General features: G+C 71.1%; 15 protein-coding genes and 1 riboswitch. Of the genes, 3 read left to right on the top strand and 12 right to left on the bottom strand.

Annotated features, from left to right (window positions below; genetic code table 11):
- Window positions 1–364: 364 nt before the first annotated feature.
- The 11 genes from tyrS to argC all read right to left on the bottom strand — a co-directional run bounded on the left by tyrS (window position 365) and on the right by argC (window position 11,910).
- Complete coding sequence (tyrS, locus tag ABKW26_RS11200; protein ID WP_348593692.1) at window positions 365–1,627, bottom strand: tyrosine--tRNA ligase; 1,263 nt, start codon at window positions 1,625–1,627, stop codon at window positions 365–367.
- A gap of 112 nt (window positions 1,628–1,739) precedes the next feature.
- Window positions 1,740–2,384 (bottom strand): DNA-3-methyladenine glycosylase, encoded by a 645-nt coding sequence (locus ABKW26_RS11195; RefSeq protein WP_348593690.1) that lies wholly within the window; start codon window positions 2,382–2,384, stop codon window positions 1,740–1,742.
- The gene (locus ABKW26_RS11190; RefSeq protein ID WP_348593688.1) at window positions 2,381–3,013 is read right to left on the bottom strand and encodes an AAA family ATPase; all 633 of its coding nucleotides are present in this window, start codon (window positions 3,011–3,013) and stop codon (window positions 2,381–2,383) included. The genes ABKW26_RS11195 and ABKW26_RS11190 overlap by 4 nt, the downstream gene beginning before the upstream one ends.
- Window positions 3,014–3,062: 49 nt before the next feature.
- Window positions 3,063–4,484, bottom strand: coding sequence for an argininosuccinate lyase (argH, locus tag ABKW26_RS11185; protein WP_348593701.1), 1,422 nt, complete (start codon window positions 4,482–4,484; stop codon window positions 3,063–3,065).
- Window positions 4,485–4,545: 61 nt separating this feature from the next.
- Complete coding sequence (locus ABKW26_RS11180) at window positions 4,546–5,790, bottom strand: argininosuccinate synthase (RefSeq protein WP_348593686.1); 1,245 nt, start codon at window positions 5,788–5,790, stop codon at window positions 4,546–4,548.
- A gap of 96 nt (window positions 5,791–5,886) precedes the next feature.
- The gene (locus ABKW26_RS11175; RefSeq protein WP_348593684.1) at window positions 5,887–6,414 is read right to left on the bottom strand and encodes an arginine repressor; all 528 of its coding nucleotides are present in this window, start codon (window positions 6,412–6,414) and stop codon (window positions 5,887–5,889) included.
- On the bottom strand, window positions 6,411–7,343 hold the full coding sequence (gene argF, locus ABKW26_RS11170; protein WP_348593682.1) for an ornithine carbamoyltransferase: 933 nt from the start codon (window positions 7,341–7,343) through the stop codon (window positions 6,411–6,413). Before argF ends, ABKW26_RS11175 begins: the two co-directional genes overlap by 4 nt.
- Window position 7,344: 1 nt before the next feature.
- Window positions 7,345–8,616 (bottom strand): acetylornithine transaminase, encoded by a 1,272-nt coding sequence (locus ABKW26_RS11165; RefSeq protein ID WP_348593681.1) that lies wholly within the window; start codon window positions 8,614–8,616, stop codon window positions 7,345–7,347.
- Window positions 8,613–9,629 carry an acetylglutamate kinase gene (gene argB, locus ABKW26_RS11160; protein WP_348593679.1) on the bottom strand — a complete coding sequence of 339 codons (1,017 nt, stop codon included), beginning with the start codon at window positions 9,627–9,629 and terminating at the stop codon, window positions 8,613–8,615. The genes ABKW26_RS11165 and argB overlap by 4 nt, the downstream gene beginning before the upstream one ends.
- Entirely contained in the window at window positions 9,626–10,831 is a 1,206-nt protein-coding gene (gene argJ / locus ABKW26_RS11155) for a bifunctional glutamate N-acetyltransferase/amino-acid acetyltransferase ArgJ (RefSeq protein ID WP_348593677.1), read from the bottom strand. The genes argB and argJ overlap by 4 nt, the downstream gene beginning before the upstream one ends.
- A complete protein-coding gene (gene argC, locus ABKW26_RS11150; RefSeq protein WP_348593699.1) occupies window positions 10,828–11,910 on the bottom strand; it encodes an N-acetyl-gamma-glutamyl-phosphate reductase in 1,083 nt (360 codons plus the stop codon). The genes argJ and argC overlap by 4 nt, the downstream gene beginning before the upstream one ends.
- Window positions 11,911–11,960: 50 nt before the next feature.
- Between argC and ABKW26_RS11145 the strand changes: the two genes are divergently transcribed.
- From ABKW26_RS11145 to ABKW26_RS11135, 3 genes are read left to right on the top strand one after another with little or no spacing between them, the layout of a single operon-like run.
- Entirely contained in the window at window positions 11,961–12,782 is an 822-nt protein-coding gene (locus ABKW26_RS11145; RefSeq protein ID WP_348593675.1) for an alpha/beta hydrolase, read from the top strand.
- Window positions 12,779–13,783, top strand: coding sequence for a quinone oxidoreductase (locus ABKW26_RS11140; RefSeq protein WP_348593673.1), 1,005 nt, complete (start codon window positions 12,779–12,781; stop codon window positions 13,781–13,783). The genes ABKW26_RS11145 and ABKW26_RS11140 overlap by 4 nt, the downstream gene beginning before the upstream one ends.
- A gap of 24 nt (window positions 13,784–13,807) precedes the next feature.
- Window positions 13,808–14,056, top strand: a complete 249-nt coding sequence (locus ABKW26_RS11135; protein WP_348593671.1) for a hypothetical protein — start codon at window positions 13,808–13,810, stop codon at window positions 14,054–14,056.
- Here the strand turns inward: ABKW26_RS11135 and thiD are convergent.
- On the bottom strand, window positions 14,044–14,937 hold the full coding sequence (gene thiD / locus ABKW26_RS11130) for a bifunctional hydroxymethylpyrimidine kinase/phosphomethylpyrimidine kinase (protein ID WP_348593669.1): 894 nt from the start codon (window positions 14,935–14,937) through the stop codon (window positions 14,044–14,046). The two genes, ABKW26_RS11135 and thiD, sit on opposite strands and share 13 nt — an antisense overlap.
- A riboswitch (TPP riboswitch) is annotated at window positions 14,930–15,028 on the bottom strand. It overlaps the preceding gene by 8 nt.
- Window positions 15,029–15,030 lie beyond the last annotated feature (2 nt).

Below are 15,030 nucleotides of genomic sequence, written 5' to 3'. Positions count from 1 at the left end.
TATTAAGCACACTGTTGAGTTCTCAAAGAACGGACGCTCACCATTCCAGACCTTCCAGCCTGTACTCGGGGCAACCTGTCTAACTTATCTCAACCCCCGCCCGTTGTCCAACCCGCTCTAGCGAGCGAATCGAGAACCTGCGAGGATTGCCCCCAGCCTACATGCTGCCGAACACTGCTCGGACAACGCTTCGAACCAAGGATTCAGCCCCGGGACCAGCCACTTCGCGCCAGATCTTCAACTATCGAAGCTCTTCGCCGTGGTGTCTGTGCCTCCCTGTCGGGCTGACTTCCAGAACATTACGGGGAGATGAACGCCAGCGTCAAGTCACGTGTCCGTGACCCGCGCCACGACCGTCGGGGCGTCACTCGGCGGCCCGCGCGACGGCCAGCGTCCTCTTCCCGCGCCGGAGCAGCGCCCAGCGACCGTGGAGCAGGTCGGAGGCGTCCAGGACTGCATCGTCAGAGACAACCTTGACGTTGTTCACGTAGGCACCACCCTCGATGATCGCCCGCTTCGCCGCAGCCTTCGACGCCACCAGTCCGGCTGCGACCATGAGATCGACGATCGCCATGCCGGGCTCGGCATCCGCTGCCGACAGCTCGGCGACCGCTCCACCGAGCGTCGCGGCGTCCAACGCACCGAGGTCTCCACGCCCGAAGAGCGCGTGGCTCGCTGCGATCACCGCCTCCGTCGCGGCAGCCCCGTGCACGAGTGTCGTGACATCCGCAGCGAGCGCGCGCTGGGCCTCACGTGCCCCGGGGCGCTCAGCGACCGCGGTCTCGAGCTCGGCGATCTCCTCGCGGGACCGGAACGTGAAGGTCTTGAGCCAGCCGACCACATCGACGTCGTCCGCGTTGACCCAGAACTGGTAGAAGGCGTACGGGCTGAGCATCTCCGGGTCGAGCCAGATGGCCCCACCCTCCGACTTGCCGAACTTCGTCCCGTCGGCCTTCGTGATGAGCGGGGTCGTCAGCGCGTGGACGGTCCGGTGCTCCGCCTTGCGCACCAGCTCCACGCCGGCGAGCAGGTTGCCCCACTGGTCGTTGCCGCCCGTCTGCAAGGTGCAGCCGTGCCGCCGGTTGAGCTCGAGGAAGTCCATCCCCTGGAGGATCTGGTAGCTGAACTCCGTGAAGGAGATCCCCTGATCGCTGTTGAGCCGTCGGGCGACGGTCTCCTTCGCGAGCATCGTGCCGAGGCGGAAGTGCTTGCCCACGTCCCGCAGGAAGTCGATCGCCGAGAGCTCACCGGTCCAGTCGAGGTTGTTCGCCATGGTGGCCGGGTTCTCGCCCTCGAAGGACAGGAAGCGCGAGATCTGACGGCGCAGACGCTCGACCCAGTCGGCGACGGTGTCCTTCGAGTTGAGAACCCGCTCCCCCGACATCCGCGGATCACCGATGAGCCCGGTGGCCCCGCCCACGAGGGCGATCGGACGGTGACCCGCGAGCTGCAGGTGTCGCAGCACGAGGAGCTGGACGAGGTGGCCGTGGTGGAGGCTCGGTGCCGTCGGGTCGAAACCGCAGTAGTACGTCACCGGTCCGGTCTCGAGCGCCTCGCGCAGAGCCTCGATGTCGGTGGTCTGCGCCACCAGGCCGCGCCATGCCAGCTCGTCAAGAACGGTGCTCACTACGTCTCCCTCGATCCTGAGCCGCGTCGGTCCGCGGCACGCGTCCTAGTCTGCCGTGTCGGCCGCCGTGCGCCGAACCGATTCCCGCGGTACCCGGCCCTTGGCACCCGCCTCAGGTCGCCCGTCGTGGACGGGTGACCGCGGCCCGGTAGTCGGACACGGTCGGGTCCCCGTCAAACCACAGGCGCCAGGGAAAGAGATCGCCGTCGCCGCCCGGCCCCGAGACGCCGACGCGCGGACCTCGAGCGACGACGTCGTGCTCCATGCGCACCGCCTGGTGGATCACGACGTCGCCGGCAGGGTCCGTCACGTCGACGCCGTCGCGAGTGTGATCGATCCCCATCGCCACGGTCAGCCGGGCCGGCCCGCGAGCGAGGTCGCGCGCCGTCCGGACGACGCCTCGGTGGGTCCGCCGAACCGTCGCGAGCTTCGTGCCCTCGACGATCTCGCCTGCGCGAAGCAGGATCCCCGACACGACGTCCGACGGGCCGGCGACGACGTTCATGCACGTGTGCAGGCCCAGGTGCCGATAGACGTAGAGGTGACCCGCCGGGCCGAACATCGTGGCATTTCGGGTGGTGCGACCACGGAAGGCGTGGGACCCCGGGTCGAGCGCACCGAGGTAGACCTCGACCTCCGTGATGCGCGCGGTGACTGTGCCGTCGTCGCTCCGGCTCGTGACGTGCATGCCGAGCAGCTCCTGCCCGACCTCGAGCGGGTCCCGCTCGTACCAGGACCGCACCGGCACCTGGATCACAGGAGCCTCCTGACCTCGGGGTGGCCGCTCTCGACCGACTCGTTCGACCCCGGTGTGCCGCTCTCGGCACGCAGGCGACCTGTGCCGTCGAGCCGGACGTGCGACCGCCTCTCCGTCCCGTTCGCCGCGTAGTGCACGCGTTCCTGGGCCATGAACCCGCGCCAGTGCGCGAGAGCGTCTGCCCCGTCGCGTGCGAGGCCCCGAGCGAGCCGGACGTCGTCCGGCGCCTCGACCCAGATGATCCAGGGCAGGTAGGCGTCGGTGCCGGTGGACGCCGATCCGCAGCCCTCGACGACAAGGACGGCGGTCGGCTTGACGCACACGGTCTCCGCGTACTCGTCCGCCGACCAGTCGTAGCGCCGGTAGGCCCCGCTCTCGCCCCGCGCGAGCGGCGCCAGCACCGCGGTGAGCAGCTGGTCCACGCCAGCATCGAGACCCGTCCAGCCTGCATAGAGGTCGTCCATGTGGACGACCGTCGCGGGGAGCGCTTCGACGAGCTGGGCCGCGAGCGTCGTCTTGCCCGATCCCGCCGGCCCGTCGATGCAGACGAGGCGAGCACCACCGAGCCCCGCGGGACACCGGTAGATGTCGCGGAGGAGCCGGGCGAGGACGTCGTCCGGGACGGTCATCGCACGCGGAGCGGGCGACGACCGTCCCGAGGACGCAGGTGGAGCACGGTCATCCGTTGACCCAGAAGCGGTACTCCGCCACCCGGACCTTGGCAGCCTCGAGCTGCTCGGCGACCCGCTCGGGAGCCGTCCCGCCGACCGCGTTGCGGGAGGCGAGCGAGCCCTCGACGGTGAGCACCTCGCGCACGGCCGGAGTCAGGTGCTCCGAGATCTCGGCGAGATCAGCCTCCGAGAGGTCCCACAGCTCGATCCCCCGCTCCTCGCACACCTGGACGCACGAACCGGCGACCTCGTGAGCGACACGGAACGGCACACCCTGCCGCACGAGCCACTCGGCGATGTCGGTCGCCAGCGAGAAGCCCTGCGGGGCGAGCTCCGCCATCCGCTCGGTGTTGAACGTCATCGTCGAGACCATGCCGGCGAACGCCGGGAGGAGGACGGTGAGCGTGTCCACCTGGTCGAAGACCGGCTCCTTGTCCTCCTGCAGGTCTCGGTTGTACGCCAGCGGGAGTCCCTTGAGCGTCGCGAGGAGACCTGTGAGGTCACCGATGAGTCGCCCGGCCTTGCCGCGCGCGAGCTCGGCGATGTCCGGGTTCTTCTTCTGGGGCATGATGCTCGACCCCGTGGAGTACGCGTCGTCGAGGCGGACGAAGCCGAACTCCTTCGTGTTCCACACGATGATCTCCTCCGCGAAGCGCGAGAGGTCGATGCCCAGCATCGCGGAGACGAACGCGAACTCCGCGACCACGTCGCGGCTGGCCGTCCCGTCGATCGAGTTCTCCACGGCCGAGTCGAACTCGAGCTCCGTGGCGACGGCTTCCGGGTCGAGACCGAGCGACGATCCGGCCAGGGCACCGGAGCCGTAGGGCGACCGTGCCGCCCGGACGTCCCAGTCGATGAACCGGTCCACGTCGCGCAGCAGGGGCCACACGTGGGCGAGCAGGTGGTGCGCGAGCAGCACCGGCTGCGCGTGCTGGAGATGGGTCCGGCCGGGCATCGCCGCTCCCGGGTGTGCCTCCGCCTGTCCGACGAGGGCGTCGGCCACGTCGAGGACGAGTCCGCCGATCACCTTCGCCTCCTCACGGAGGTACATGCGCACGAGCGTCGCGATCTGGTCGTTGCGCGACCGACCGGCGCGCAGCTTCCCGCCGAGATCCGCGCCAGCCCGCTCGATGAGGCCGCGCTCGAGGGCGGTGTGGACGTCCTCGTCGGCCAGGACAGGCAGGAACGCACCGGACTCGACGTCCGCCGACAGGGTCTCGAGAGCAGCAAGCATGTCCGTGAGCTCGTCCTCGGTGAGCAGCCCGGCCGACCGCAGGACGCGGGCGTGCGCCCGCGACCCCGTGATGTCCTGCTGCGCGAGCCGCCAGTCGAAGTGCGTCGACTGCGACAGCGCCTGGAGCGCCTCCGCGGGACCGCCTGCGAACCGGCCGCCCCACAGGCTCACCGGTGCGTCGGCAGCCGACGCCACGGTCTGGTCCCCGTCCCCTGCCGGCGCGACGGACGACGCCGGTGCGATCTCGTCCCCCACGTCAGGCCTTGCTCGTCGGGAGCGAGCTGCCCGAGAGGTCCACGCCGTTGCCGAACTTCACGTCGCGCGCCGCCGAGAGCTTGGCCGTGAGGCCGTAGATCTCGATGAAGCCGCGGGCCTGCGACTGGTCGAACGAGTCGCCCTCGTCGTAGGTGGCGAGGTTGAAGTCGTAGAGGCTCGACTCGCTGCGGCGGCCGCTCACGGTGGCACGACCACCGTGGAGCACGAGACGGATCTCTCCCGAGACGTACTTCTGCGTGTCGTCGATGAAGGTCTCGAGCGAACGCTTGAGCGGCGAGAACCACATGCCGTCGTACACCAGCTCGGTCCAGCGCTGCTCGACCGTGCGCTTGAAGCGCGCCTGCTCGCGCTCGACCGTGACGTTCTCGAGCTCCTGGTGCGCCGCGATGAGGGCCATCGCTCCCGGCGCCTCGTAGATCTCGCGGGACTTGATGCCGACGAGGCGGTCCTCGACGATGTCGATCCGGCCGACGCCCTGGGCTCCGGCGCGGCGGTTCATCTCCTGGATGGCCTGCAGCGGCGTCACGGCGACGCCGTCGAGCGCGACCGGGATGCCCTGGTCGAACGTGACGATGACCTCGTCCGCGACCGGCGGGAACGTGGGGTCGTCGGTGTAGCTGTAGACGTCCTTCGTCGGGGCGTTCCAGATGTCCTCGAGGAAGCCGGTCTCGACCGCGCGACCCCAGGCGTTCTGGTCGATCGAGAACGGGTTGTGCTTCGTCGTGGCGATCGGGAGGTTGTGGTGCTCCGCGTAGCCGATCGCCTTCTCACGGGTCAGCGCGAGGTCGCGGACCGGCGCGAGGCACTTGAGGTCCGGGGCGAGCGACGTGATACCGACCTCGAAGCGCACCTGGTCGTTGCCCTTGCCGGTGCAGCCGTGCGCGACGGTCTGGGCGTCGAACTGGCGGGCTGCCCGCACGAGGTGCTTGACGATGATCGGGCGCGAGAGCGCCGAGACGAGCGGGTACCGGTCGAGGTACAGGCCGTTCGCGCGCAGCGCCGGCATGCAGTACTCCTCGGCGAACTCGTCCCGGGCGTCCGCGACGTAGGCCTCGACCGCACCGCAGTCGAGGGCGCGCTGACGGATGACCTCGAGGTCCTCTCCGCCCTGACCGACGTCGACGGCCACCGCGATGACCTCGGCTCCGGTTCGCTCGGCGATCCATCCGATGGCAACGGAGGTGTCCAGTCCGCCTGAGTAGGCGAGCACGACGCGTTCAGTCATGGCTTTGTCTCTTTCTCGACGTGGTGTGTATGGAGCAAGTCTGTCATCGGGTCGCACGGTGCGTGACCGCCCGCGCCTCCCGTCGTACGAGTGGGTCTAGGGGGTGTCGCTCGCGAGGGCGACGAAGCGCGCGGCGAGCTCGTCGCCGCCGTCGGTCTCCCGGGCGATGACGAGCACGGTGTCGTCCCCCGCGATCGTGCCGAGCACCCCCGGGAGCACCGAGTGGTCGATGGCCGAGGCGAGATACTGCGCTGCCCCGGCCGGCGTGCGGAGCACGACGAGGTTCGCCGAGCTCTCGGCGGAGACGAGCAGCTCTCCGCACAGGCGCGTGAGCCGGGCCGCGAGGTACTCGCGGTCGTCCGTCGCCTGGACGGAACGGTCGCCTCCCTCGCCGGGCACCGCGTAGACGAGGACACCGGCCGACGTCCGGACCTTCTCGGCACGAAGCTCGATGAGGTCCCGGGAGAGCGTGGCCTGCGTGACGTGCAGTCCGTCCGCCGCGAGCGCTCTCGCGAGCTCCGCCTGGGAGTGGATCTGCTCGCGGACCAGGAGCTGGACGATCCGTCCGTGGCGTGCGGTCTTCGTCGCGGGGACGCTGCCGAGCGGGACCGTCGAGAACGTCATGGCTGCTCCATGAGCCAGGTCATGAGCGCCTTCTGCGCGTGCAGGCGGTTCTCGGCCTCGTCCCAGACGACCGACTGCGGACCGTCGATGACCTCGGCGGTGATCTCTTTGCCACGGTAGGCGGGCAGGCAGTGCAGGACGAGAGCATCGGGTGCCGCGTGGGCGAGCAGCGCGGCGTCGAGCCGGTAGGGCACGAAGGGCTCTGCGCGCTCGGCGGCGGTCGCCTCGTCTCCCATGGACACCCAGGTGTCGGTCGCGACCGCGTCGGCCCCCGCGACCGCGGCCACGGCGTCGGAGGACACTGTGACCGAGCCGCCCGTCTGCTCCGCGACAGCAGCAGCCGCTGCGAGGATCTCGGCGTCCGGGAGGTAGCCCTCCGGGGTCCCGACGCGCACGTGCATGCCGGCTGTCGCACCGCCGAGCAGGTAGGAGTGCGCCATGTTGTTGGCACCGTCGCCGACGTAGGCGAGCGTCTGGCCGCGCAGTGCGGCGACGCCGCCGCGGTGCTGCGCGACGGTCGTGAGGTCGGCGAGGATCTGGCACGGGTGGAAGTCGTCGGTCAGCGCGTTGACGACGGGGACCCCGCTCATGGCAGCCATCTCGTCGATGCGGGACTGCGCGTGCGTGCGCCAGACCACCATCGAGACCTGTCGGCCGAGGACGCGCGCGGTGTCGGCGACCGACTCGCGGACACCGATCTGGGCGAGGTTGCCGTCGACCACGAGCGGGAACCCGCCGAGCTCGGCGATACCGGTGGTGAAGGACACCTGAGTGCGCAGCGTCGGCTTGTCGAAGATCACCGCGACGGCTCGCGGGCCGGCGAACGGGCTGCGCAGGTGCCGGTCCGTCCGGAGCGACAGCGCGAGCTCGAGCACCGCGGCCTGCTCGGCGGGAGCGAGGTCGTCGTCCCGCAGGAAGTGTCGGGTCATGTCAGGCCTCCTTGGCCGTGAGGTCTGCCGGCGTGCGTGGCAGGGCGGCCAGGAAGGCGACGAAGTCGTCGGCCTGCTCGCGCGTGAGGATGAGCGGCGGCGCGAGACGCAACGCCGTGGGGCTGACCGGGTTGACGATGAAGCCGGCCTCGAGCGCCGAGGTCGCGACGGCCGGTGCCACGTCCGCGGTGAGCTCGATCGCGATGAGCAGCCCTGTCCCACGGACGGACGCGACGAGCGGGTGGTCGAGGGCCGTCACCGCGGTCCGCAGGTGCTCGCCGACCGCGGTCGCGTGCGCGAGGAGCCCATCACGCTCGATGACCCCGATCGTCGTGAGCGCTGCGGCGGCCGCGACCGGGTTGCCGCCGAACGTCGAGCCGTGCTGGCCTCTGCCGAGCAGAGTGGCACAGTGCGGACCGAACGCGATCGCGGCCCCCATGGGGAACCCGCCGCCGAGTCCCTTCGCGAGCGTGACGACGTCGGGGACCACGCCCTCGCCGATGTGCGGCTGCTGATGGGCGAGCCACGAGCCGGTACGGCCCATGCCGGTCTGCACCTCGTCGAGGACGAGCAGCGCCCCATGCTCACGCGTGAGCTCGCGCGCGCGGGCGAGGTAGCCCGGCGGGAGGGAGCGCACGCCGGCCTCACCCTGGATCGGCTCGATGAAGAGTGCGGCGACGTCCGACCCGACCGTGAACGCGTCCTCGAGTGCGTCGAGATCTCCGAAGGGGAGGAACTCGACGCCGCCGGGGAGCGGCTCGAACGGCTCGCGGTACGCCGCCTTGGACGTGAGCGCGAGCGCCCCCATGGTCCGGCCGTGGAAGCCGCCCTCGAGAGCGAGGACGCGTGGCCGGCCTGTGCGGCGCGCCATCTTGAAGGCGGCCTCGTTGGCCTCGGCGCCCGAGTTCGTGAAGAAGACCCGCGACCCCTCCGGCGCTCCGCTGAGGTCGACGAGCCGTTCCGCGAGCGCGATCTGCGTCGGCGTGCCGAAGAAGTTCGAGACGTGACCGAGCGTGCCCAGCTGGGCGCTGATCGCTGCGGTGAGCGTCGGGTGCGCGTGACCGAGGACGTTGACGGCGATGCCACCGAGCAGGTCGAGGTAGCGCCGACCGTCGGCGTCCCAGACGTACGCACCCTCGCCGCGGACGAGCACGCGCTGCGGCGGACCGAACGTGTCCATCACCGCGCGGGAGTAACGCTGCGTCCACTCGGTGACAGACCCCGTCGCGGCATCGGTCCCGTGGGCGGTGGGCGTGCTGCTCAGCTCGCTCATGAGAGGTCTCCGTGCGTCGGTGCGGGGGGTGTGGACGGCGCGGTGCGGGTGGGCGCAGCCGTGGCGTAGGTCGTGTGCGGGGCGGCGAGACGGCCGTCGCTGTCGGGGACCACCATCGTGCCGATGCCGCGCGTGGTGAAGACCTCCATGAGGACGGAGTGCGCGATGCGACCGTCGATGACGTGCGCCTGGCGCACCCCACCACGCACCGCGCGCAGGCAGGCCTCCATCTTCGGGACCATGCCGGACTCGAGAGACGGGAGGAGGTCCGCGAGCGCCCCGACGGAGATCTCGCTGGCGAGCGACGTGCGGTCCGGCCACGAGGTGTACAGGCCCTCGACGTCCGTGAGGATGATGAGCTTCTTCGCACCGAGCGCGACCGCGAGCGCGGCAGCGGCCGTGTCGGCGTTGACGTTGAGGACCTGCGTGGGGTCCGCGATGTCGGGGGCGATCGTCGAGACGACCGGGATACGGCCTGCGTCGAGGAGGTCCTGGACGGCGCGCGGGTCGACCTCGACGACGTCGCCGACGAGCCCGACGTCGACCGCCTCGCCGTCGACGGTCGCGGTGCGGCGACGGGCCCTCAAGAGTCCGCCGTCCTCGCCGGAGAGGCCGACCGCGTTGGGGCCGTGGGCGTTGAGGAGCCCCACGAGCTCGCGGGACACCTTCCCGGTGAGCACCATGCGGACGACGTCCATCGCCTCCGGCGTCGTCACCCGCAGGCCACCCCGGAACTCGCTCTCGATGCCGAGGCGGGCGAGCATCTCGGTGATCTGCGGCCCCCCGCCGTGCACGATGACGGGCTTGAGGCCGACCTGACGCAGGAAGACCATGTCCTGCGCGAACGCCGCCTTGAGCTCGTCGTCGATCATCGCGTTGCCGCCGTACTTGACGACGACCAGCGCGCCGGCGAACTGGCTCAGCCAGGGCAGCGCCTCGATGAGCACCTCGGCCTTCTGGGAGGGTGCGAGGTCGGCCGTCACGTCGATGTCGCTGAGGTCGAGTGTGCTCATGAGGAGTACGCGCTGTTCTCATGGACGTAGTCGTGCGTGAGGTCGTTGGTCCAGACCGTCGCTTCCGCGTCACCGGCGTGGAGGTCGACGACGACGGTCACATCACGGGCGGAGGCCATGTCGACGAGCTCGCGCGGATCCCCCACCCCGCCGGCGCGGCACACCTGGACGCCGTTGATGGAGACGTCGAGGTGCGCAGCGTCGAAAGGCGCCACGGACACCGGCACGGTGCCCACGGCGGAGAGCACCCGGCCCCAGTTCGGGTCGTTGCCGAACACGGCGGCCTTGAAGAGGTTGGAGCGCGTCACCGCGCGAGCGACGGCCACGGCTGCGTCCTCGGTGGTCGCCCCGACGACCCGGACCGAGATGTCGTGGCTCGCACCCTCGGCGTCGCCGACGAGCTGGCGGGCGAGGCTCGCGCACGCCTCGGTGAGCGCGTCGGTGAGCTCCTCGGGCGACGGGCTCACGCCGGACGCGCCGGACGCGAGGAGGACGACCGTGTCGTTCGTCGACATGCAGCCGTCCGAGTCGACGCGGTCGAACGTGCGGGCGGTCGCCGCGCGGAGCGCCGCGTCCGCGAGCGCGGGCTCGACCAGCGCGTCGGTCGTGAGGACGCAGAGCATGGTCGCCAGGCCCGGGGCGAGCATCCCGGCGCCCTTGGCCATGCCGCCGACGGTCCACGTCCCTGGTGCCGTCTCGTTCGCGTCCTGCGTCTCAGGGTCCGTCGTGACGGTGACGGTGACGGTCTTGGGCACGGTGTCGGTCGTCATGATGGCGTGCGCAGCGTCCTCGCCGCCGTCGGCGGAGAGGTGGGCGACCGCGTCGTCCACGCCGGAGAGCAGGGCGTCCATCGGGAGGCGGGTGCCGATGAGTCCCGTCGAGCAGACGACGGTGTCGACCGAGGAGATGCCGAGGGCGTCCGCGAGGTGCTCCGCGGTGCGGTGGGTGTCGGCGAAGCCCTCCGGGCCGGTGCACGCGTTCGCGCCCCCGGAGTTGAGGACGACAGCTCGCGCACGTCCGTCGGCGACTGCCTGGCGGGACCACGTCACAGGTGCGGCCTCGACCCGGTTCGACGTGAAGACGGCGCTGGCGACGTCGGACGGTCCGTCGTTGACGACGACGGCCACGTCAGGCCTGCCTGTCGACTTCAGTCCGGCGGCGACGCCCGCGGCCCGGAAGCCCTGTGCTGCAGTGACGCTCACGGTGCAACTCCTTCGTGGTCGAGACCCATGGTCTGCGGAAGACCGAGAGCGATGTTCATGGACTGGACTGCGGCGCCTGCCGTGCCCTTGACGAGGTTGTCGAGGGCGGTGACCGTGACTATGCGGCCGGCTCGACGGTCGATCGCGACCTGGACGAGGGCGGTGTTGGCGCCGAGAGTCATCGCCGTCGTGGGCCACTGCCCCTCCGGGAGGAGCTCGACGAATGGCTCGCCGTCGTAGGCCTGCTCCCACGCCCGGCGCACGTCCACGAGGGTCGCATCCTCGTGGCCCTGCGCGAGGCGTGCTGTCGCGGTCGCGAGGATGCCACGAGACATGGGGACGAGGACGGGAGTGAAGGAGACGGTCACCTCGGGCGCCCCGGCGAGGCGCAGGTTCTGCTCGATCTCCGGCACGTGCCGGTGGGAGCCGCCGACCCCGTACGCCTGGGCGGAGCCGAGCGCCTCGGAAGCGAGCAGGTGCGTCTTGAGGCTCTTGCCTGCCCCGGAGTAGCCGACCGCGAGCATGGCGACGAGGTCGCGCGCGTCGATGATCCCGGCCGCGACACCGGGCTGGAGGCCGAGAGTGACGGCGGTGACGTTGCAGCCGGGGACGGCGATGCGGCGAGCGCCCGCGAGCGCCTCGCGCTGCTTGGTGACGGTCCGCTCCCCGTGCACGTCCGACGCGAGCAGGAGCTCCGGCAGCCCGTAGGGCCACGTGCCGGCATGCTCCGAGCCGTAGTACGCGTGCCAGGCTGCCGGGTCGACGAGCCGGTGGTCGGCTCCGAGGTCGACCACCAGCGTGCCGGCGGGCAGCTGTGCGGCAATCTCTCCCGACGCGCCGTGCGGGAGAGCCAGCACGACGATGTCGTGGCCGGTGAGGTTCTCCACCGTCGTGGGCTGCAGGACCCGGCTCGCCAGGCCGCGCAGGTGGGGCTGGTGCTCGCCGAGCAGGGAGCCGGCGTTCCCGTGCGCGGTGAGCGCACCGATCTCCACCTCGGGGTGCCCGCTGAGGAGGCGCAGCGTCTCTCCGCCTGCGTATCCGCTCGCACCTGCTACCGCCACTGAGAAGGTCATGTGCATAACCATACATGCGAATGCGATTTGATACAGACGCGGTCTAGTCTCGATCCATGACCGGCACCCCCCTCACCGTCCTGCCACCACCGGACCCCGCTGTGCACGGGGCCACGCGCGGCTTCGTCCTGGTCCTCGCGGGCGGCGGCTACGCCGTCCGGGCCGAGCACGAGTACCTCGACGTCACGCAGTGGCTCGCGACGCACGGGATCGCCAGCGGCTATCTCGACTACGCCGTGGCGCCCGCGACCTACCCCGTCGCCCTCCGCCAGACGCTCCAGGCGCTCGCCGAGCTGCGCGCAGGCGTGCACGGCCCCGTCGACGGCCCCGTCGTGGTGCTCGGCTTCAGCGCCGGTGCCCACCTGGCCGGGCTGGCGCTCACCGCCACCAGCGCCGAGCTGGCACACACGACCGGCTCCGGCGCGGGCGCCGCGACCACGCCGACGGAGGACGGTTCGGGAGACCGCGGCGAGCGACCCGACGCAGCGGTGCTCTGCTACCCGGTCGTGTCCATGACGGACCTCCCCCACCTCGGCTCGCGCGCCAACCTGCTCGGCGACGACGCTGATGACACCGCGTTCGCCAAGGCCCTCAGCGTCGAGCGACGGGTCGACGCCCGGACACCGCCCACATTCCTGTGGCACACGGCCGACGACGCGGTCGTCGACGTCGAGCACAGCCTGCGGCTCGCCGGAGCGCTGGGCCGGTCCCACGTGCCGTACGAGCTGCACGTCTACCCCACGGGCGAGCACGGCCTCGGCCTGGCGGAGTCGACCGGGGCACCGGGAGGCTGGACCGACGCCTGCCTACGGTGGCTCGCCGAGCAGGGCGTCGGACCGGTACCGACCGCGATCACCGACCAGGAGACGAGGTCGTGAGCACGACGACGAGGACGACCACGGGCGTCGTCGCGACCCGTGCAGGAGGCCCGGAGGTGCTCGAGGTCGAGACCGTCCCCGTCACGGACCCGAAGAGCGGCGAGCTGCTCGTCACGGTGGCCGCCGCCGGCGTGAACTTCATCGACACCTATCGACGGTCCGGCGTCTACCCGATGGAGTACCCGAGCATCCTCGGCACCGAGGGCGCCGGGACGGTCGTCGCCCTCGGTCCCGAGACGACCGGCTTCACGATCGGCGACCGGGTCGCCTGGTCGGACGCACCGGGATCGTACGCGGGTCTCGTGCGTGTCCCCGCAGCGAGGGCACTGCCCGTCCCGGCAGACGTCGACCTGAACGTCGCCGCCGCGCTCCCGCTGCAAGGGCTCACGGCGCACTACCTCGCCTCGTCGACCTACCCGGTCGGTCCCGGCGACGACGTCCTCCTGCACGCCGGCGCCGGCGGTGTCGGCCTCCTGCTCACCCAGCTCGCGGTCGCGCGAGGGGCACGGGTCATCACCACCGTCTCGACGGAGGAGAAGGAGCACCTCTCCCGCGGTGCCGGAGCGCACCACGTCATCCGCTACGACCGCCTCACCGACCTCACGTCCGAGCTGCCGGCACGCGTGCGCGACCTCACGGGCGGCCGCGGCGTCCACGTGGTCTACGACTCCGTCGGCAAGGACACCTTCGACGCGTCCCTCGCGTCGCTGCGCACCCGCGGGATGCTCGTCCTCTTCGGCGGCTCGTCAGGGCAGGTCCCTCCGCTCGACCCCCAACGCCTCAGCGCCGCCGGATCGGTCTACCTCACACGCCCGACGCTCGCGAGCTACGTCGCCACCCGCGCCGAGCTCGTGTCCCGGGCGGACGAGCTGTTCTCCGCGGTGCGCGGCGGCACGCTCAGCGTGCGCGTCGGCGCCACCTACGCGCTCGAGGACGCCGCCCAGGCTCATGCTGCGCTCGAGTCCCGATCGACCACGGGGAAGGTCCTGCTCATCCCGTGAGCGCTACCGGGCTACCCTCGTGCCATGAACAGCTCGTGGGCCGACGGCGGCTACGAAGACCGAGACCCGGGGCCATCGCGCGCCGCACGCACGGCACTGACCGTCCTCATCCTCCTCGTCACAGCGCTCAGCGCCGTGGCCTACCTGAAGATGGGCATGGACCAGTCGCGTGCCGACTGCTACCGCGAGGCACCGAGCGGAACCTCCGCGAACGAGATCGAGACCACGTTCCGCTGGTTCCCCCCGGGCTACGACTGCACCTACGGGGCCTGAGCAGCGCCGACACCCGCGACGGAGCCCGTCACCTCATGGCGACCGAGCTCCTCGTGATCGACCTCCTCGAACCGACCGACGTGGTGCAGGTGGTCCACCGGTCCCCGTCCGCGCCCGACCGCGAGACCGTCTCCAGCCCGCAGGGCGCCGGTCAACCAGGCCTTCGCCGTGCGGACGCTGTGTTCCCAGGAGCCGAGACGCGGCTGGAGCGCAGCGACGGCCGACGACAGGGAGCATCCGGTGCCGTGGGTGTTCGGCGTGTGCACGCGGGGCCCGTCGATCTCGACCGTCCCGACGTCCGTCACGAGAGCGTCCGGGCTGCTGTGCCCCTCGAGGTGACCGCCCTTGACGAGTACCGCGGCGCCGACCTCCCGCTCGAGGCGCACCCCCTGAGCGAGGGCGTCCGCCCACGTGAGCGCTACCGGCTGGTCCACGAGCACCGCGAGCTCGGCGAGGTTCGGTGTCACGAGGTGCGCGCGACCGAGCAGCCGGACGAGGGCGACGCGGGCGTCGTCGTCGAGGAGGCAGTGCCCGCTCGTCGCGACCATGACCGGGTCGACGACCACGACTGGAACCCGCACGGCACCGAGCCACGCGGTGATCGCGTCGGCGTTGGCCGCCGTCGCCACCATCCCGACCTTCACCGCGTCGACGACGACGTCGTCGCTCACGGCGTCCAGCTGGGCTCGCAGGAACCCGGCCCCCGGGACGTGGGTGGACCGGACACCCTGGGTGTTCTGGGCCACGAGGGCGGTGACGACCGCCATGCCGTAGGCGCCGTGCGCGGCGAACGACTTGAGGTCGGCCTGGATCCCGGCACCGCCGGTGGGGTCGGTCCCGGCGATGCTCAGGACACGAGGACGTGCAGGGGCAGACGTCATGAGGCGACATCCCTTCGCTAGTACGAGCTAGATCAGGTTCGACGGGTGTGCTCTCAGCCCGCGCCGTGCGCGGGCACCCCGTGTCGCTCACTA

This window comes from Sanguibacter sp. 25GB23B1 (genome assembly GCF_040012415.1).
Classification (GTDB): Bacteria; Actinomycetota; Actinomycetes; order Actinomycetales; family Cellulomonadaceae; genus Sanguibacter.
This window is presented reverse-complemented; position numbering and strand designations above follow the sequence as displayed.

What these genes read in the sequence shown, in the direction of transcription:
- ABKW26_RS11180 (WP_348593686.1), bottom strand. Translation starts at nt 5,790, where the DNA reads ATGACTGAACGCGTCGTGCTCGCCTACTCAGGCGGACTGGACACCTCC.
- argB (WP_348593679.1), bottom strand. Translation starts at nt 9,629, where the DNA reads ATGAGCACACTCGACCTCAGCGACATCGACGTGACGGCCGACCTCGCA.
- argC (WP_348593699.1), bottom strand. Translation starts at nt 11,910, where the DNA reads ATGCACATGACCTTCTCAGTGGCGGTAGCAGGTGCGAGCGGATACGCA.
- thiD (WP_348593669.1), bottom strand. Translation starts at nt 14,937, where the DNA reads ATGACGTCTGCCCCTGCACGTCCTCGTGTCCTGAGCATCGCCGGGACC.
- ABKW26_RS11175 (WP_348593684.1), bottom strand. Translation starts at nt 6,414, where the DNA reads ATGACGTTCTCGACGGTCCCGCTCGGCAGCGTCCCCGCGACGAAGACC.
- ABKW26_RS11165 (WP_348593681.1), bottom strand. Translation starts at nt 8,616, where the DNA reads ATGAGCGAGCTGAGCAGCACGCCCACCGCCCACGGGACCGATGCCGCG.
- ABKW26_RS11135 (WP_348593671.1), top strand. Translation starts at nt 13,808, where the DNA reads ATGAACAGCTCGTGGGCCGACGGCGGCTACGAAGACCGAGACCCGGGG.
- ABKW26_RS11190 (WP_348593688.1), bottom strand. Translation starts at nt 3,013, where the DNA reads ATGACCGTCCCGGACGACGTCCTCGCCCGGCTCCTCCGCGACATCTAC.
- ABKW26_RS11145 (WP_348593675.1), top strand. Translation starts at nt 11,961, where the DNA reads ATGACCGGCACCCCCCTCACCGTCCTGCCACCACCGGACCCCGCTGTG.
- argF (WP_348593682.1), bottom strand. Translation starts at nt 7,343, where the DNA reads ATGACCCGACACTTCCTGCGGGACGACGACCTCGCTCCCGCCGAGCAG.